The organism is Pseudoalteromonas sp. A25, assembly GCF_009176705.1.
In the GTDB taxonomy this organism is placed as follows: Bacteria; Pseudomonadota; Gammaproteobacteria; order Enterobacterales; family Alteromonadaceae; genus Pseudoalteromonas.
The window spans coordinates 112501-129163 of the sequence record NZ_AP021846.1 but is presented as its reverse complement, the minus strand read 5'-3'; the positions used below and the strand labels follow the sequence as shown (position 1 = coordinate 129163).

12 protein-coding genes and 2 rRNA genes (1 of these 14 cut by a window edge) are annotated in these 16663 nt (G+C 43.7%); 5 read left to right on the top strand and 9 right to left on the bottom strand.

The genetic code is table 11. The features are described from left to right. Positions 1–9: 9 nt before the first annotated feature. Positions 10–1818, bottom strand: coding sequence for an assimilatory sulfite reductase (NADPH) flavoprotein subunit (locus GDK41_RS00560; protein ID WP_152084594.1), 1809 nt, complete (start codon positions 1816–1818; stop codon positions 10–12). A 301-nt stretch (positions 1819–2119) separates the two neighbouring features. Between GDK41_RS00560 and GDK41_RS00555 the strand changes: the two genes are divergently transcribed. After that, a complete protein-coding gene (locus GDK41_RS00555) occupies positions 2120–3760 on the top strand; it encodes an endonuclease (protein ID WP_152084593.1) in 1641 nt (546 codons plus the stop codon). A 99-nt stretch (positions 3761–3859) separates the two neighbouring features. On the opposite strand, the gene GDK41_RS00550 is transcribed toward GDK41_RS00555, so the two are convergent. Both GDK41_RS00550 and GDK41_RS00545 read right to left on the bottom strand, forming a co-directional pair. Further along, on the bottom strand, positions 3860–5020 hold the full coding sequence (locus tag GDK41_RS00550) for a DUF3103 family protein (protein ID WP_232056496.1): 1161 nt from the start codon (positions 5018–5020) through the stop codon (positions 3860–3862). A 249-nt stretch (positions 5021–5269) separates the two neighbouring features. Beyond that, positions 5270–5647: a hypothetical protein gene (locus GDK41_RS00545; protein ID WP_152084592.1), complete on the bottom strand. Its 378-nt coding sequence runs from the start codon at positions 5645–5647 to the stop codon at positions 5270–5272. Positions 5648–5886: 239 nt separating this feature from the next. On the opposite strand from GDK41_RS00545, the gene GDK41_RS00540 reads away from it, so the two are divergent. Genes GDK41_RS00540 through GDK41_RS00530 form a run of 3 tightly spaced genes read left to right on the top strand, consistent with a single transcriptional unit; the run spans position 5887 to position 8660 of the window. Continuing rightward, positions 5887–7506, top strand: a complete 1620-nt coding sequence (locus GDK41_RS00540; RefSeq protein WP_152084591.1) for a S41 family peptidase — start codon at positions 5887–5889, stop codon at positions 7504–7506. Further along, complete coding sequence (locus tag GDK41_RS00535; RefSeq protein WP_152084590.1) at positions 7507–7896, top strand: hypothetical protein; 390 nt, start codon at positions 7507–7509, stop codon at positions 7894–7896. It begins immediately after the preceding gene. A gap of 32 nt (positions 7897–7928) precedes the next feature. Next, complete coding sequence (locus GDK41_RS00530) at positions 7929–8660, top strand: 4'-phosphopantetheinyl transferase family protein (RefSeq protein ID WP_232056495.1); 732 nt, start codon at positions 7929–7931, stop codon at positions 8658–8660. Positions 8661–8706: 46 nt separating this feature from the next. On the opposite strand, the gene GDK41_RS00525 is transcribed toward GDK41_RS00530, so the two are convergent. The 4 genes from GDK41_RS00525 to GDK41_RS00510 all read right to left on the bottom strand — a co-directional run bounded on the left by GDK41_RS00525 (position 8707) and on the right by GDK41_RS00510 (position 13804). Further along, entirely contained in the window at positions 8707–9750 is a 1044-nt protein-coding gene (locus tag GDK41_RS00525; RefSeq protein ID WP_152084589.1) for an OmpA family protein, read from the bottom strand. Between the two features lie 116 nt (positions 9751–9866). Continuing rightward, complete coding sequence (locus GDK41_RS00520) at positions 9867–11642, bottom strand: ABC transporter ATP-binding protein (protein WP_152084588.1); 1776 nt, start codon at positions 11640–11642, stop codon at positions 9867–9869. Between the two features lie 15 nt (positions 11643–11657). Next, entirely contained in the window at positions 11658–13109 is a 1452-nt protein-coding gene (locus tag GDK41_RS00515; protein WP_152084587.1) for a protein adenylyltransferase SelO, read from the bottom strand. Next, positions 13106–13804, bottom strand: a complete 699-nt coding sequence (locus GDK41_RS00510; protein WP_152084586.1) for a DNA-3-methyladenine glycosylase I — start codon at positions 13802–13804, stop codon at positions 13106–13108. The genes GDK41_RS00515 and GDK41_RS00510 overlap by 4 nt, the downstream gene beginning before the upstream one ends. A 73-nt stretch (positions 13805–13877) precedes the next feature. On the opposite strand from GDK41_RS00510, the gene GDK41_RS00505 reads away from it, so the two are divergent. Continuing rightward, positions 13878–14663, top strand: coding sequence for a substrate-binding periplasmic protein (locus GDK41_RS00505; protein WP_152084585.1), 786 nt, complete (start codon positions 13878–13880; stop codon positions 14661–14663). Between the two features lie 111 nt (positions 14664–14774). On the opposite strand, the gene rrf is transcribed toward GDK41_RS00505, so the two are convergent. Together rrf and GDK41_RS00495 are read right to left on the bottom strand one after the other, a co-directional pair. Beyond that, positions 14775–14889 (bottom strand): 5S ribosomal RNA (gene rrf, locus GDK41_RS00500). 191 nt (positions 14890–15080) lie between these two features. Next, a 23S ribosomal RNA gene (locus GDK41_RS00495) occupies positions 15081–16663 on the bottom strand (it continues 1302 nt past the right edge of the window).

The window sequence follows — 16663 nt, the reverse complement described above, 5'->3', positions numbered from 1 at the left end:
GTACTTGGTTTAGTACACATCTTTTTGATAACGATTTTGACTGCGCAGCTCTTTTAGGTATTGCTCAGCTTGTTCGTCATCTTTGCCACCATGGGCTTTAACAATATCAATCAAGGCTTGGTGTACGTCTTTTGCCATTCGGTTGGCATCACCACACACATAAAAATGTGCGCCTTTTTCTAACCATGCAAACACCTCTTCGCCTTTTTCGCGTAAACGGTCTTGCACATAAATCTTTTGCGCTTGGTCACGGCTAAACGCCAAATCGACTTTATTCAACAACCCTGACTTAACGTATCCTTGAATTTCAACTTGATACAAGAAGTCTTGAGTAAAATGAGGGTTACCAAAGAACAACCAGTTATCACCATTCGCCTCGCGTACTTCACGTTCTTGTAAAAATGCTCGGAATGGCGCGATACCGGTACCAGGCCCAACCATGATCACGGGCGTTTCATCATTGGCAGGTAAACGAAAATTATCATTGTGCTCACTGAACACTTTAACCTTCACACCTTCTTCAGCGCGATTTGCTAAATAACCTGAGCAACCACCAAAATGTTTTTCACCAAATGCATCAAATTCAACTAAGCCCACCGTTAGGTGTACTTCATCTTCAACTTCTGCTTGGCTTGACGCGATAGAATACAAACGCGCTTGTAACTTACGCGCACACTCTACCAATGTTTGAGCGGCAATCTTTGCTGGATTTTGTAAGATCACATCAAAAATTTGTCGCGCTTCAATATATTCACGAAGTGCGGCTTTATCTTCTACTAACGCTAATAATTGTGCGTTATTCGTTGCTTGCGCATACTTTTCTACAAAGCCAGGGTAAGACTGAGTGAGTTCTAGTTTTTCAATCAGCGCAGTTCTAACTGATAATGCCTCTGAACCAATTGTTACCGACGTTTCTGGAGCTATCTCTAGCGCCGCTAAGACTTTATCCACCAGCACTTCATCATTTAAGAAATACACGCCCAAAGAGTCACCTGGTAGATAGGTGATGTCAGAGCCCTCTAATGAGATCTCAACATGGCGTACATCCTTAGTTGAATCTCGGCCTGTAATTTTTTGTACTACGCTCAGCTCAGCCGCAAACGGGTTTTGTTTAGTATATTGGCTTTGCGCAACAGGTGCTGATAGACCCATGCTAACCACATTGTTCTGGCTTTGTTGCTGCGCTTTTAAATCTGGCTCAAAAACATCTAATGCACCCGCTATCCATTGTGTAGCTTGCTCTTCGTAATCAACATCTAGGTCTGCCCGTTGATAAGCTACATCAGCGCCAAGCTTCGTTAAACGCTGTTCAAAGTCTTTCGCTGTTTGACAGAAAAACTCGTAACTTGTGTCACCCAGACCAATCACGGCAACTTTAACCCCATCTAATTTAGGGGCTTTCTTACTGGCTAAAAATGCATGTAACGCTTCAGCATCTTCGGGAGGCTCGCCTTCACCGTACGTCGATACAGCAATGGCTAGAAACTTCTCTTTTTTAAGCGCCGATGTTTTGTAATCTGCCATGTTAACAAGCTTAACACTTAAACCTCGCGCTTCAGCTTGCGACTTTAATTGGCTCGCAACAGCCTTCGCATTACCGGTTTGAGAGCCGTATAGGATAGTCAATGGCGCAGCTTCAACAGCACTACCAGCAGCACCCACATTACCAGCTAATGACGCAGTATTAGCATTGGCAGCTAAATAACCACTTACCCAGGCTTGCTGAATTGGATTTAGCTCTGCAACTAGACCCTGTAATTTTTGCACTTGCTCTTGCGTGAGCGGGCTTGCCGCAGCACTAAGTTGACCTAACAACATCGAATAATCCCCGTAACCCTAAAACATCGTTTGCTCAGATTGGTGTTTAACTTGCTAAAAGTTAGCAGCAAGCTTTTCTATGCCTGCAGCATACTGATCTCTACAGACAAGAAAAAGACGAAGATCTGCTTTTATATTCCATTTGGTTATTAATATACAAAAACACCAACAAAAACAGATTAAAAGAATTGCTTTAAAAATAGACACTCTAATATTAACATTGCAATAACAAAGGTTCAGTAAGCTCGGCCTTTGTTTACATAAAAGCAAAAATATAACTTTAAATAAAAAGAGAAACCAAATGAAACACGGGAAACTTTCCTTTAAACATAAGCTTGCGCTAGTCATAGGGTTAACATCGTTAAGCCAAAGCTCACTCGCTCAAGTGATCAATGGTGATTTTGAAGTTTGGCAGCAAAATCAGCCATCAGGTTGGACCACTGTAGACTCTGGAGTTGCACTAAGCGCAACAAGTGATCAAATAAAGTCTGGCCAAACTGCGGCACGAGTCACTGTGAATACCAGCACACAAAGCAACACCGATTTATTACAGCAAGTGAGCGTTCAAGCGGGGCAAAGCTATACATTCAGTACATGGGTGTATCATACTGAAGGGGGCGTAAAAGCACGTTTAATCGTCGATGGTTATCATGGCTACTCCGATCCATTCACCCTTAACCAATGGCAGCAAATTAGCCACACATACACAGCAACAGCCAATGCCACTATCAATGTAGGGTTGCGCTTTTATGATGGCACCGGATTTGATGGTAGTGAGATTGTTTACATCGATAATTTTCAACCTACCGAAGCCACCCCCCCACCACCTACTAACACCTGCCAAGCCACATCTTTAAACTTATCACTCACTACCGACAACTATGGCAGTGAAACCAGCTGGACACTCACCAACAGCAGCAATACACAAGTCGCTTCTGGCAGTGGTTATGCTAGCAACAAAAGCTACTCTGAAACACTATGCGTAAATGATGATAGCTACACTTTCACCATATTGGATAGCTATGGTGATGGCATGTGTTGTAGCTATGGTAATGGCGCTTACAGCCTAACTGGACCTAGCGGCACACTCGCACAAGGCAGCAGCTTTACGACCCAACAACAGCACACCTTTACCATCGGTAATGGGGGCGGTAACGGCGGTGGCACACCCACCGACCCTTCAGAGTATTATGCATCGACCACAGGGCTGACGGGCTATGCACTGAAAAGTCAGCTGCACAGCATAATCAGTACGCACCAATCACAGGGTTACTCAGCAATTTGGCAATTTATCGATCAATCAGAGCGCGACAATTACTTTGAAAAAGATAATTCTGTACTCGATCGCTATTCAGAGCAGCCAAATGGTGCAGATAGCATTACCTATGTTGCAGTGACTAATCAATGTGGTTCCTATTCTAGCGAGGGGGATTGTTACAATCGTGAACACTCTTTTCCCAAAAGCTGGTTTGGCGGCAAAATAGAACCTATGAACTCTGACATTCACCATATTTTTGCCACAGATGGCTTTGTGAACTCAAAGCGCAGTAACTTTCCATTTGGTGAAGTTGCCAGCGCCACTTATGTATCTAGTAATGGCAGTAAGCTAGGCAATGCATCAAGCACCCTAAACTATACAGGGACGGTATTTGAGCCCATAGATCAATTTAAAGGTGATTTTGCCCGTGCTTATTTCTATATGGCTACGCGGTATGAGAATGTGATAAGTAACTGGCAAAACAACACAACATACAGTGATGCGGTACTCAATGGTACGTCGACTCAAGTATTTGAACCGTGGGTTGTTGCTATGTTACTGCGCTGGCACCAAGCAGATCCAGTAGATGATCTAGAGCGCGCTCGCAACCAAGCGGCCCATGAATTCCAAGGCAACCGTAACCCATTTGTTGATCATCCAGAATTTGTGCAACAAATTTGGTAAACCGTTAAAAAGCCACTTCATCGTGGCTTTTTTTGCTTATAACTCATTGTTGAAAAAGGCAGCCTAGTCCATTAGGCTGCTAACCAACTCAATGGGGAATTATCGAGGGTTAATGGTTAAGGGAGATAAACTGACTTTAGCGTTGCCACTGGCACCCATATGATCCGTATATTGCTGCCCTTCGAATAGGGTGTAAAACACATCAACATAATCATCATCATTAGTGAACCATGAGCTTGGCATTGCCTTGATCAGCTGGTTGGTTAACTGAGGAATAATGGCATACCCCTGTACATTAGGGTCTGGAATTGTGCGCATCACCTGAGTCACGATATCCAAAAATGTCGTCGCCAAGGTTTGATAGTTGGTGTTGTCGTCTTGCTCCATTAGTAACATATCAGCAGCTTGCCAACGGTAACGTTCCCAATGAATGACGATTTGGTTTGGTGTGTAATCTCGTCCATCGTGATCAAGGTATGGCATATCAACGATATCGAGCACAGGTTCATCTCGACTAGGGTCTACACCAGTAACAACACCGTATACTTCTGCGGCACCTAGGATCCAAGGTTCTTCATCGTCATTTAGACGAATTCGTTTAAGGACGCTAGTCGAAATAGGTTGCGCATCACTTTGTATCTCTGTTGATAATGGCTCTGTTTTGCCAAGGCGATTATCAAAGACACTTTGCATCACTGCCAAGCCTTCTTTCATACTCTGACGGCCATCAATTTCTAGCACAAGTACAGGCTGTTTAGGCAATGTATGCGCATCAAGCAAATGCGTATTACCTTGTTGATCATAGGCCTCAACATGTAGCCAAGTTTTATCATCGCCTTTAGGCGCAAAAGCAATCAATACCTCTTCACCTTGCTGCCAGCGCTCAAGCATAGCCACATCGGCAAGTCTTAGCTGATATAAAGAATCAGCTGAACTTGGTAAGCCTTTTAATACGCGCGTGTAGTCTGTTGCACTTTGGAGTTGTTTTGCTAGCGTCCCTGACACAACATTCTCAGATAACGGCACTTGCAAACGATATTGGCTCATTTGTGCTTGTAAATGAGTGCTTATACTTGGTAATTGCTTAGCAAGTTGATGCGCCAGTTGTTGTTTCATTCCAGCAATTTGATCGCTGGCAGGGTTATACACGTCAAGTGCTGGAAATACCTGTTGAACTTGTAACGTTGACGCAGCAGCTTGCCCGTGCAAACTCATCGCCACCAATAATGCGGGTAATGCTAATTGTGTTAGTTTTTTCACATTCTACTCCTGACAATAATCCGTGCTGTTGAGTAGAAGAAGATAAAACTTATTTAACTTTTTAGCAACCCGTTAAAATAAAATTAACAAATTTATTTTTATCGGAACGAAGAGCTGTCGCGACATAACCGCCATAGCAATCGCACACCAAGTCACAAAGTCTTTTTTTTCAATGTTTAAATGAATTTTAAGTCGGTCTACCCTCATCACGTAGACCGCTCAATAAGTGACACTAAAAAAGTAGAGTTTTTATTCAGTAGGATACAAAGTAATTTCTAAGCCCGCACCAATGGCTGAAATGCGTAGCAAAGTATCTGCATGTAATGCTTGTGAGTAACACTTTGGAGAAGTACCTGAGTTAAATCCAATGTCAAAAGTACGCTTTGTACATGATAGCCACTGCTTTAAAGCCGCTTTTGAGCACGATTCAATTAGCTCGCAAAGGTGATTTATCGCCTTATCGGGACTCAACACGTCAGCATCCGCTTCAATACGTGCTAATTGGCGATATTCATCTTTATCGTAATGTAAAACAATGGCATTTTGCTTCAAATCACTTACTAAGGCGCTAATGTCATGTTTTGACTCTAATTCCAAGTCGACGTTTAAAAACTGTATTTCTGACATATGATTTAATTTACCTAAACTAATTGATTATAAGATAGCTGCTAAAGGCAAGTGTAACCAAGTAAGCTCTGACTGGCTATAGTAAAGTCCTATCTGCACCTATAACTGGCGAGCAACGTTATTGATGGCTGCTACTTTCTAAAACAGTAAACAATATCGGAACGATTTTTGTGCTTTTGTATTGCCTTTGCAATCTGCCCTTGCTAGCTTTTAGTCATTAGTTTTAAAAAGCGCATAATATGAACAATTCTAATTTCAGTTTTAGGCTTTTAAGTTTAGTTTTTACCGTTACGTTGGTAAGTTGTGGCGGAGGCGGCAGTGATAACTCCACAACTGCTCTAGTGAATGCGTCTAACACGCCTTCAGAAACGTGGAATGCTTCAGTATACCCGCCATCAAGCCAATACCAACATTACTGTGCAAACCCTCGCAGTGGTATAGACCCTTTTGAGAATACGCCCTACCCCGATAAAGCAGGCAGCGCCATGTTAGAAAAGCTCTGGTTGCGCTCTTTTAGCCACGAAACATATCTGTGGTATGACGAAATACCCGATCAAAACCCGAGTACATTCGACTCAATTAAAGCTTATTTTAATTCGTTGAAAACCTCGGCTACAACGGCGTCTGGTAAGCAAAAAGATCAGTTCCACTTTTCAGAAAGCTACGAAGACTATAAGAAAGAATCGCAATCAGGTGTCTCAGCAAGCTATGGTGTGCGCTGGGCTTTTGTTAATCGCACCCCTCCGAGGGTAATACGCGTAGCTTACATACAAGAGAACTCTCCAGCTGCGCAAGCGGGCCTTGAAAGAGGAGACACCATAGCCGCCATTGACGGGATAGACATTAGTGCCACCAGCTCGAATGAACTGGCAGCCATCAATAACGCGCTGATCCCTCAAGCCGGAGATAGCCATACTTTTACACTGCTAAAAAACAATGGCAGCATCAATGAAGTATCTCTGATCGCTGGTGATATTGCCTCAACGCCGGTTCGACAGCATCAAGTAACCACGATTAACGACCGTCGTGTTGGTTACTTACAGTTTGATCAGTTTATTTCTGTAGGACAAAGGCCGCTAATTGAAGCATTTGAGGTTTTTGCTCAGAAAAATGTATCTGAGCTAGTACTTGATTTACGTTACAACGGCGGCGGCCTTATCAATATGGCTTCTCAGCTGGCCTATATGATTGCTGGACCGACGAATACGGGAGCAGGTCCCAACAATTCAGGAAGGGTGTTCAGCAACACAGTTTACAATGATAAGCGCACCGCAGAAAACCGCGCTATGGGTTTCGAGTATCGAGTAATTGACTGGGAAGAACAAGTGTATACCGATGAAACGCTCCCCAGTATCAATTTAGACAGAGTATATATATTAACAACGAACAGTACTTGCTCAGCCAGTGAGCTGGTGATTAATGCATTACGAGGAATAGATGTCGATGTGGTGATGATTGGCGCACCAACATGTGGCAAGCCTTATGGTTTTTTCCCTACCGCAAACTGTGGGCAAGTCTACTATACCGTTCAATTTAGAAGTGAAAATGCGAAAGGATTTGGTGACTATGCCGACGGCTTTTTACCAGTACCTTCTGGCCAAAACAATGTTGAGCTAGGCTTATCTAACAGAGTATCAGGATGTACCGTTGGTGATGATTTCTCTAGAGCGCTTGGCTCGCCTGACGAAGCGCTCTTTGCGGCTGCGTTAAACTATATGAATACGGGTCAATGCCCCCAAAAAACCGCTAACAGAGCGATACAAGGTGCTAGCATGAATGCCTACGGCCCTGCGATTGATATCCCTATGCACCCACTTAGAAATGGCGCTGTAACACTGCCGATTAAGGAGTCACACTAAATGATATCGCGCGCTTCATATCTGTTACTGGGCTGTATTTTTACACTGGTTGGCTGTAAACACAGCCAACCCACTATGACTTACAAAGCACACTTGGCAAATACTTCGCCGGCAGTAAAAAAGCAGCTCCAAGACGCAATTGTGCAACTCAAAGGCGGTGTCGCACCACAGCTAGCAGATAACGTGTTTATGCGCAGCAGCACGCTCATCTTAGAACAAGGAATGAATCAACACGGCTACGAGCCCATATTGGGTCAGCATGACATATCTGTAACTCGGTTTGAGCTACTGATGAAAGATGGCCTATGCGTATTATATTATCCAAAAAAAGATAAATACCTCAATTTAACTGATCTTCAGTGTAACGTTCAGCCTTCGACAGAGAAATAATCATTTTAGGCGTGTGAGCCTTTGTCATAACTATGTTAAATTACTCATCAACTAACAATAACACCAAATCATTTATGCACTATCTTCCTGCTCATCCTTTTAAGCCATTACTCAACTTCCCTTACCATTGCTGCACGTTCGATGTTGACCAATTCGAGCAAACCGATTTCCCTAAAAATAATGTAGTAATGCCAGCGAAGTTAGCGAATGCCGTACCTAAACGCAGAGCAGAATACTTAGCAGGTAGGATCTGTGCTCATACTGCACTTGCACAAATGGGTATAGAACATGTCTGTGTAGAAACGGCAGAAGATAGAGCGCCCATTTGGCCCCAGAATATCATTGGTAGTATCAGCCACACACAGGGTATCGCACTTGCGATGACGGCTCTAGAGCATCAATTGCAAGGGCTCGGCATCGATATTGAAAAACATATGTCTAGATCGCAAGAAACAAAATTAAAAGGGCAGATCCTCCACCCCCTTGAAACTGGAATACATACTACTTTAGAGCAATACGTTCCCTGCCCGCTCACCGTGATATTCTCCGCAAAGGAGAGTATTTATAAAGCCCTATATCCCAGTGTGAAACGTTTTTTTGGATTTGAAGCAGCCCAACTAATCGACTTTGATTCGCAGAAGTTGCTATTTGTCATAACTGAGTCTTTATCACCTAGCGTACAAAAAGGGATGCAAGTTGAAGTATGCTACCAACTAAACGAGCAGCTTGTGCTAACCGAGTGCGCATTCAAAAGTGCACAATAAAAAGGCCCAATGATATGGGCCTTATCGTGGAAATACGTTTTGCAGATTACTGACGTTTAACTTTAACTCGGTCAGTTGAAGTTACCGTTGCTTCTACACGACGGTTTTGGGCATGTGCCTCTTTGGTATTCGCAGTATTTTTCAAACGCTCTTCACCGTATCCAATGGTAGAAATACGCTCAGCCGCAATACCATCACTCATCATTTGCTTTGCCACTGCTTGAGCACGTCTTTCAGATAGTGCTTGATTGTATTTAGCATCACCCACTACAGAGGCGTGACCTTCAAGCACAACCGTCGCCGACTCATACTCTTTCATGAACGCAACAACTTCATTGATATCATCAAAGTATTGTTGATTGACTTTCGATGCATCATGAGGGAAACGTACTAGCAGTTTCACTGATACCTGACGCTCTTCATATTTTGTACAACCACTGCTATCAACAGCGTCTGACATAGGCGTATTTGCACAGCGATCATCGCTATCCATAACACCGTCTTTATCACTGTCCTTAGCAACTGGCTGTTGCACAGGAGCTGGAGCTGGTTCTACTTTTTTCGCAGGTGCGCTAGAACCAAAGAAATAGTTAATGCCAAGCTTGGCACCAACATCGGTGTAGCCACGGTCTAATCCTTGATAAACCGCAGCTTCAGCATTAACAAAAAAGTTATTATTGAAGTAATGGCGATAACCGGCACCCACATTAGCAAATGTCAGGCTTTTATAGACATCCACGGCTTTTAAACCAACTAGACCATAAAAAGGGCTATCATCAAAGTGGTAAAGTGCATCAACACCAAAACGATCGGCATCCATTGACCCCGTAGACGCACCCGACAGATCAAAGTCCATATCGGCATACTCTAAACGTGCACTCCAATTGTTGTTAAAGCGATATCCGATTTCTGCACCCCACCCCGTTGAGTCATCAACATCGACACTCGCGGCGTCACGCACATCGTTCCAATCTGCTTTGTAGTAATCGCCAAACACGCCAAAGTGAACCCCTTCTTTGTGCTCATTTGCATTCACTGCAGAGGCAGCCAAAAGCGTTGCGATTGCCAAGCTAATTGATTTAAATTTCATCTTTTGTCCCGTCCTTTAATACTAAGTGAGCACAGATAGCTCATGGATTTAGCCTTATAATAGTAGGCTATAAATTAATTTTTACTTAACATAAACACATTTACGCATTTATGGAGTTAACGATGACCAAATAATGTTTGATATAAGCCCTCTTCAGACAACAAGCTATGATGATCACCCGCTTGCGATATTCGACCATCGTCTAAAACGTAAATTAGATCTGCTTGTCTAATCGCGCTCAGTCTATGGGCAATGATCAAAGTAGTCCTGTTATGCAAAAATGCCTTTAAATTATTATGAATTTTAGACTCTGTTTCGATGTCTAACGCCGATGTAGCTTCATCTAAGATCACCACTTTAGGGTCACAAAGCACCATCCTTGCTATAGCTAATCGTTGTTTCTGCCCACCAGATAAGCGAATGCCATTACGCCCAACCAATGCATCGAGCCCACCATCGATACTTCTCACCGTACTATCTAACTCTGCAACTTTAAGCGCATGCCAAAGCTGCTCATCACTGTGCTCTCGACCCAATGATAAATTATCTCGGATAGTGCTGTTAAAAAGAATGGGCTGCTGTAATACGGTCGCAATATTTTCTCTTATATTCTGATATCCAATTTGCTCAACAGGCGTGCCCGCAATTTCAATACTCCCTGAATGCTTTTCATATAACCCTAGTAGCAGTTGCACTAACGTCGATTTTCCTCCACCTGATACGGCAACAACGGCGACTTTCTTACCCGCTGGGATCTCTAAAGATACATCCTGCAAAACCGGCAATTCTGGTTGATATGCAAAACTAACATGCTGGAACGAAATGCCTATTTTTGATTGTTCAAACACGAAAGAGTTTTGCTTTGGTGCTGCTGCTTCCGTTTTAAAAGCAAACACCTGATTCAACCTTTGTAGCGCTGCAGAAGCTCCATAGTAGGCGTACTGAATGCCAAGTAATTCTTGGACCGGTCCCATCATGAACCATAAATAGCCAAATACAGCGAATATCTGTCCAACGGTCAGATCAGCAAACACTACCATCAACATTGCTATGGCCCTAAAGACCTCAAAACCGAGTAAAAATACTGTAAAACTCAAACGATTAACTGCATCTGTTTTCCATTGTGATTGAACAGCAAAGTACTTGAGATCGGCTGCGGTGGAACGAACGTGCTCAAAGTAGCTCGTCTCCCGACGCACCGCTTTTAATTGTGCTATAGCATCTAACGTCTCAACCAGTGCAGCCTGAAAAGCTTCAAATGCCGCATTTTCATCTTTTTTTAGATGTTTGACACGCTTACCAAACTGTCTAGAAAAATAAATAACCGCGGGGTTAAGTAGCAAAATCACCAATCCAAGTGTTAAATCAATCCACAACAACACGATCGCTGTGCCAATGATTGTCAGCAGCCCGATTAAAAACCGTGACAAGGTTTGGCTGATAAATTGATCCAATGTTTCTACATCGGTAATACACCTAGAGCTAATCGCCGCAGCGCCCTGAGTCTCATATTCTTTGAGTTTAACCTTGGGTAAATGTATCAGCAGGCGCTCACGAATATTCAAGCTGATATCTTTACCTATGATGGTAAATTGTCTCGACTGGATAACGCCAAGGACCAGTGCAGCAAGACGCATGCACATAACACTCAATAGTACGATAACGATATAAACCGCACTTTGTTGCCAATCAACTGGCAACAAGCCATTCAAAAAGTCAATCGCAGGACCCGGCTTTTCGAGCAATACTTCATCAACCAGCAAAGGCATCATCAGCGGAATTGGCACACTCACTAATGCCGCAAAAAATGCGATGACATGCGCTATCAAAAGTGGTCTTTTGTGTGCTAGCACTTGTCGCTTGATGCTTTGCCAAGTTAGCGTCTGTGTCATATTCATCCTATAAAATTATGTGCCACAAAAGGTTTTGTAGGAGGCACTCTTTGACGTAAATTCAAGGTAACATTGTTCGTATTCTTGATACTGATAAGGCGCTTTAAGCAAAGGTAGCCAATGCTCAAGTAACTTACTTTGACCTTGTTCGTAATAATCCTGAATAACTTGCTCCAGTAAAGCATTTCTGGGGATAATGGCAGGGTTAACCGAGCGCATCAAAGCACACACTTGCGATCTATTGTATTCATTAATACGTGCTCGCCACTTTGGAAGCCAAGGTGAAAGCTCTTTTGGAACCTCAAAGCAAGACAAGGGGTTCTCAAAAGTTAGATTCGTTAAAGCCGCAAAACTATTTGTATAATCTAGTCCTTCGGTTTTAAGTATACCCAGTAACTCTGATAATAAACTGGCATCATCTTCACGCCACTCTAGTAACCCCAGTTTATTTGCCCACATAAGCTGATACTGGTTATTAAAGTCACTTGCATATTCAGCCAGTACGTCACTCATCCGCTCTACAGCATGCTTCTCGTTCGCTGCAAACAACATTAATAATGACTCAGCCAAGCGTGCACAGTTCCAGCTAGCTATATTGGGCTGTTGACCAAACGCATATCGCCCATGTCGGTCTATAGAGCTAAATACTTGCTCAAAAGAGAAGCCTTCTAACATAGCACATGGACCGTAATCAATTGTTTCACCTCCAACAAGTGTATTGTCGGTATTCATCACACCATGAACAAATCCGACTCGCATCCAATGTATAATAAGTGCGACCTGCTTTTTACATACCGCTCGCAAAAACTCAACTAGTCGGTCGTCTCCTTGCGCAGTGATCTCTGGGTAATAGCGCTCAATTGCCATGTCTAATAGCTGCTGTAACCCTTTTTTATCTTGCTGCAAAGCCAAATATTGAAAAGAGCCGACACGAATGTGACTGCTAGCAACTCTGCATACAATAGCCCCCGGTAACAATGACTCTCGATATACATCATCGCCCGTTGCAACAACAGACAGGCATTCTGTCGTTGGTACCCCAAGCGCATCAATCGCCTGACTCATAACAAACTCTCTGACTGCCGGGCCAAGCGCACACAGCCCGTCTCCACCTCGCGAAAAAGGCGTAGCCCCAGAACCTTTTAACTGTAAGTCATATGTGTTACCAGAGTTGTCATTAAAACTACCGATAATATGCGCTCTGCCATCGCCTAAAGTGGGATTGAAATGGCCAAATTGATGCCCTGAATACGCTAAAGCGCTTGCGGTGCTGTTTTTGAGTGGAGTATGCCCACTCAAATAAAGGTGTGCTTGCCCTTTATCAATAGCAATAGCGTATTTATTTGCAACGTCTTCGTTCCATAACAATAAATTGAGTTTTTCTGGGTTCACACTATTTGCTAACCTTGGCGAGTGCATCACAGCAAACTGTGAACCCAATTGGGTGTATCTATCAAAAAAGCTCATGACGCTTCAACCGAATGAACAATATTATCGCCTACACTTAAAGCAATAAGCTGGCTAAGTGATTGCAAAGACCAACCACTTTGGGATACCAAGGTGTTAAAGAAGTTTTGTGTAGCTACGAGTGATTTTTTGGAATGTAGCCCACCGTCTATAATGCCGTGAGCGCGCAGATAAGACTCTACATCACGCGATAGAATAAAAGTATCTTTGCCCAATACCCTAAGCGCAAATGGTCCTGTATTGCCACCTAGTCTAGCGCCATGCTTTTTCAAGTACAGCCACAAGCCTGTAATATCATCTGTTGGCCATTGCGCTATAAACTGTGAAAAAGACCCATGCTCCTGTGCTACTTCATAGATCATCATGCAATTATGTGCAATGGTCATCACTTTTTTATAATTACGAACAATACGTTCATCACTGGCTCTTTGTTCAAGCATGTCTGGAGACATCATTAGCAGCTTATCGACATCAAAGTCCCAAAACACTTCCCTAAATCCATGCCACTTAGCATCAATAACATTCCAGTAAAATCCACTTTGAAAAACCTTACGAGTAAATTCTTCAAGCCAATCGGAATCAGTAAGCTTTTCAAGTTGTTGCTGTGTGCTAGGCTCGGTAAGTAAAGAAAGTACATTGCGCTTTCCCCCTTTACGTTCACTTGCACTTGCTAGAATAGTTTTAAATGTGTCCATAAAAAGTGACCACCTCATTTCCTTAAAATAAGAAAGTGACTATATTTAATAATAATACTTTCCTTCGAGAATAATGGTGCTACGACAACTTCTTTATCTATCTTTATTAGTTAACGCAGGTGTATGTACAGCACTTAGCCCACCAAAGACGATATATATTAGCACAGGTCAATGGCCCCCTTATATGGATCAAGGGCGCAGAGATCAAGGTTGTGTTGCAAAACTCATCCGTGACGCCTTTGCACTGTCAAACCTTAAAGTGAGATTTGTATTCATGCCCTGGGATAGGGCATATCAAGAAGGACAAAAAAAGGCGTTTTCGGGCAGTGCTTATTGGTATTTTAGCGAACAACGCGCTCAAGACTATATCTATACCAAAACGCCAGTAACAACTGAAGTTAGTCGGTTTTATCATTTAACTAGCTTGAACCTTAACTACCAAACTTATAAAGATCTCGCACCATATCGACTCGTACTCAACCAAGGCCTCACTTATCCTGATGAATTACTTGAAGCAATAGAACGACATGATATCAGCATAGTCAACGCAACATATACGACTAAAAACTTGTCTTTCCTACTCAGAGAACGAGCAGACGTTGTCATTTTAACAGAACAGACAAAAACGGAATATGCAAAGACACTCACGCAAGAGCAAAATAAGTTGATAACCTTCCAAGACAAACCAGCTTTTGTAACTCAAGGATACTTGCTTATCAATAAGCACAGTGCACAATACGTTTCGATATTTGACGTTGGTGTTAAAACTCTTTGGCAAGATCGGGCCTACTTCGATAACTATATCAAGAGCTGTCTAAGACTTAAAAGTGACGTGAATATCACTCCACAAGGTGAATAGACTGCCGAAGGGCTCACCTCAATGTTGGATGGCGCTGCGCTTATCACAGCCTACAACCCCCCAAACGCAAAAAAGCCCGACTCTTTCGAATCGGGCTTTCTTTTATTAGGTGCTTGGCGATGTTCTACTTTCACATGGCAGCTGCCACACTATCATCGACGCTGTTTCGTTTCACTTCTGAGTTCGGCATGGGGTCAGGTGGTTCCAAAACGCTATGTTCACCAAGCAAATTCTTAGTGCAAATGTTTAATGACATCGTGCATCGCACGAGCATTCCATTTGCGCAAGGTGAATCAATTTCGCGATACCGCTTCGTCGCTCACCTTGTTTAATTCTTAAATTCGGAAATTCTGATAATTCGTAAAACACTACTCTAGTAATACTAACTTCTAACGTGCAAAACCACTTTGGCGTTGTATGGTTAAGCCTCACGGGTAATTAGTACTGGTTAGCTTAACATGTCACCATGCTTCCACACCCAGCCTATCAACGTTGTAGTCTTCAACGGCCCTTCAGTTAACTTAAAGTTAAAGTGAGAACTCATCTCGAGGCTCGCTTCCCGCTTAGATGCTTTCAGCGGTTATCGATTCCGAACGTAGCTACCGGGCAATGCAATTGGCATCACAACCCGAACACCAGCGGTTCGTCCACTCCGGTCCTCTCGTACTAGGAGCAGCCCCTCTCAATTCTCAAACGCCCACGGCAGATAGGGACCGAACTGTCTCACGACGTTCTAAACCCAGCTCGCGTACCACTTTAAATGGCGAACAGCCATACCCTTGGGACCGACTTCAGCCCCAGGATGTGATGAGCCGACATCGAGGTGCCAAACACCGCCGTCGATATGAACTCTTGGGCGGTATCAGCCTGTTATCCCCGGAGTACCTTTTATCCGTTGAGCGATGGCCCTTCCATTCAGAACCACCGGATCACTATGACCTACTTTCGTACCTGCTCGACGTGTCTGTCTCGCAGTTAAGCTGGCTTCTACCATTACACTAACCGTACGATGTCCGACCGTACTTAGCCAACCTTCGTGCTCCTCCGTTACTCTTTGGGAGGAGACCGCCCCAGTCAAACTACCCACCAGGCACTGTCCTCAATCCCGATAAGGGACCTAAGTTAGAACATCAACACTACAAGGGTGGTATTTCAAGGTCGGCTCCACACAAACTAGCGTCTGTGCTTCAAAGCCTCCCACCTATCCTACACATGTAGGGTCAATGTTCAGTGCCAAGCTGTAGTAAAGGTTCACGGGGTCTTTCCGTCTAGCCGCGGGTACACAGCATCTTCACTGCGATTTCAATTTCACTGAGTCTCGGGTGGAGACAGCGTGGCCATGGTTACACCATTCGTGCAGGTCGGAACTTACCCGACAAGGAATTTCGCTACCTTAGGACCGTTATAGTTACGGCCGCCGTTTACCGGGGCTTCGATCAAGAGCTTCGACCTAAGTCTAACCCCATCAATTAACCTTCCGGCACCGGGCAGGTGTCACACCGTATACGTCATCTTACGATTTTGCACAGTGCTGTGTTTTTAATAAACAGTCCCAGCCACCTGGTCACTGCGGCTGACTTCAGCTCCAAGCGCGAAGCTCTTCACCTAATGTCAGCGTACCTTCTCCCGAAGTTACGGTACGATTTTGCCTAGTTCCTTCACCCGAGTTCTCTCAAGCGCCTTAGTATTCTCTACCTGACCACCTGTGTCGGTTTGGGGTACGATTCGAAATAATCTGAAGCTTAGAGGCTTTTCCTGGAAGTAGGGCATCAGTAACTTCACCACCGTAGTGGCTCGTCTCGTGTCTCAGCCTTAGCAACCCGGATTTTCCTAAGTCGCCAGCCTACACACTTTCACATGGACAACCAACGCCATGCTTACTTAGCCTGCTCCGTCCCCCCATCGCAATTATTCCAAGTACGGGAATATTAACCCGTTTCCCATCGACTACGCTCTTCAGCCTCGCCTTAGGGGTCGACTTACCCTACCCTGATTAACAT

Coding starts and splice junctions, on each gene's coding strand:
- GDK41_RS00510 (WP_152084586.1), bottom strand. CDS start 13,804: ATGGACACATTTAAAACTATTCTAGCAAGTGCAAGTGAACGTAAAGGG.
- GDK41_RS00535 (WP_152084590.1), top strand. CDS start 7,507: ATGATATCGCGCGCTTCATATCTGTTACTGGGCTGTATTTTTACACTG.
- GDK41_RS00545 (WP_152084592.1), bottom strand. CDS start 5,647: ATGTCAGAAATACAGTTTTTAAACGTCGACTTGGAATTAGAGTCAAAA.
- GDK41_RS00505 (WP_152084585.1), top strand. CDS start 13,878: ATGGTGCTACGACAACTTCTTTATCTATCTTTATTAGTTAACGCAGGT.
- GDK41_RS00525 (WP_152084589.1), bottom strand. CDS start 9,750: ATGAAATTTAAATCAATTAGCTTGGCAATCGCAACGCTTTTGGCTGCC.
- GDK41_RS00540 (WP_152084591.1), top strand. CDS start 5,887: ATGAACAATTCTAATTTCAGTTTTAGGCTTTTAAGTTTAGTTTTTACC.
- GDK41_RS00530 (WP_232056495.1), top strand. CDS start 7,929: ATGTTAAATTACTCATCAACTAACAATAACACCAAATCATTTATGCAC.
- GDK41_RS00515 (WP_152084587.1), bottom strand. CDS start 13,109: ATGAGCTTTTTTGATAGATACACCCAATTGGGTTCACAGTTTGCTGTG.
- GDK41_RS00560 (WP_152084594.1), bottom strand. CDS start 1,818: ATGTTGTTAGGTCAACTTAGTGCTGCGGCAAGCCCGCTCACGCAAGAG.
- GDK41_RS00520 (WP_152084588.1), bottom strand. CDS start 11,642: ATGACACAGACGCTAACTTGGCAAAGCATCAAGCGACAAGTGCTAGCA.
- GDK41_RS00555 (WP_152084593.1), top strand. CDS start 2,120: ATGAAACACGGGAAACTTTCCTTTAAACATAAGCTTGCGCTAGTCATA.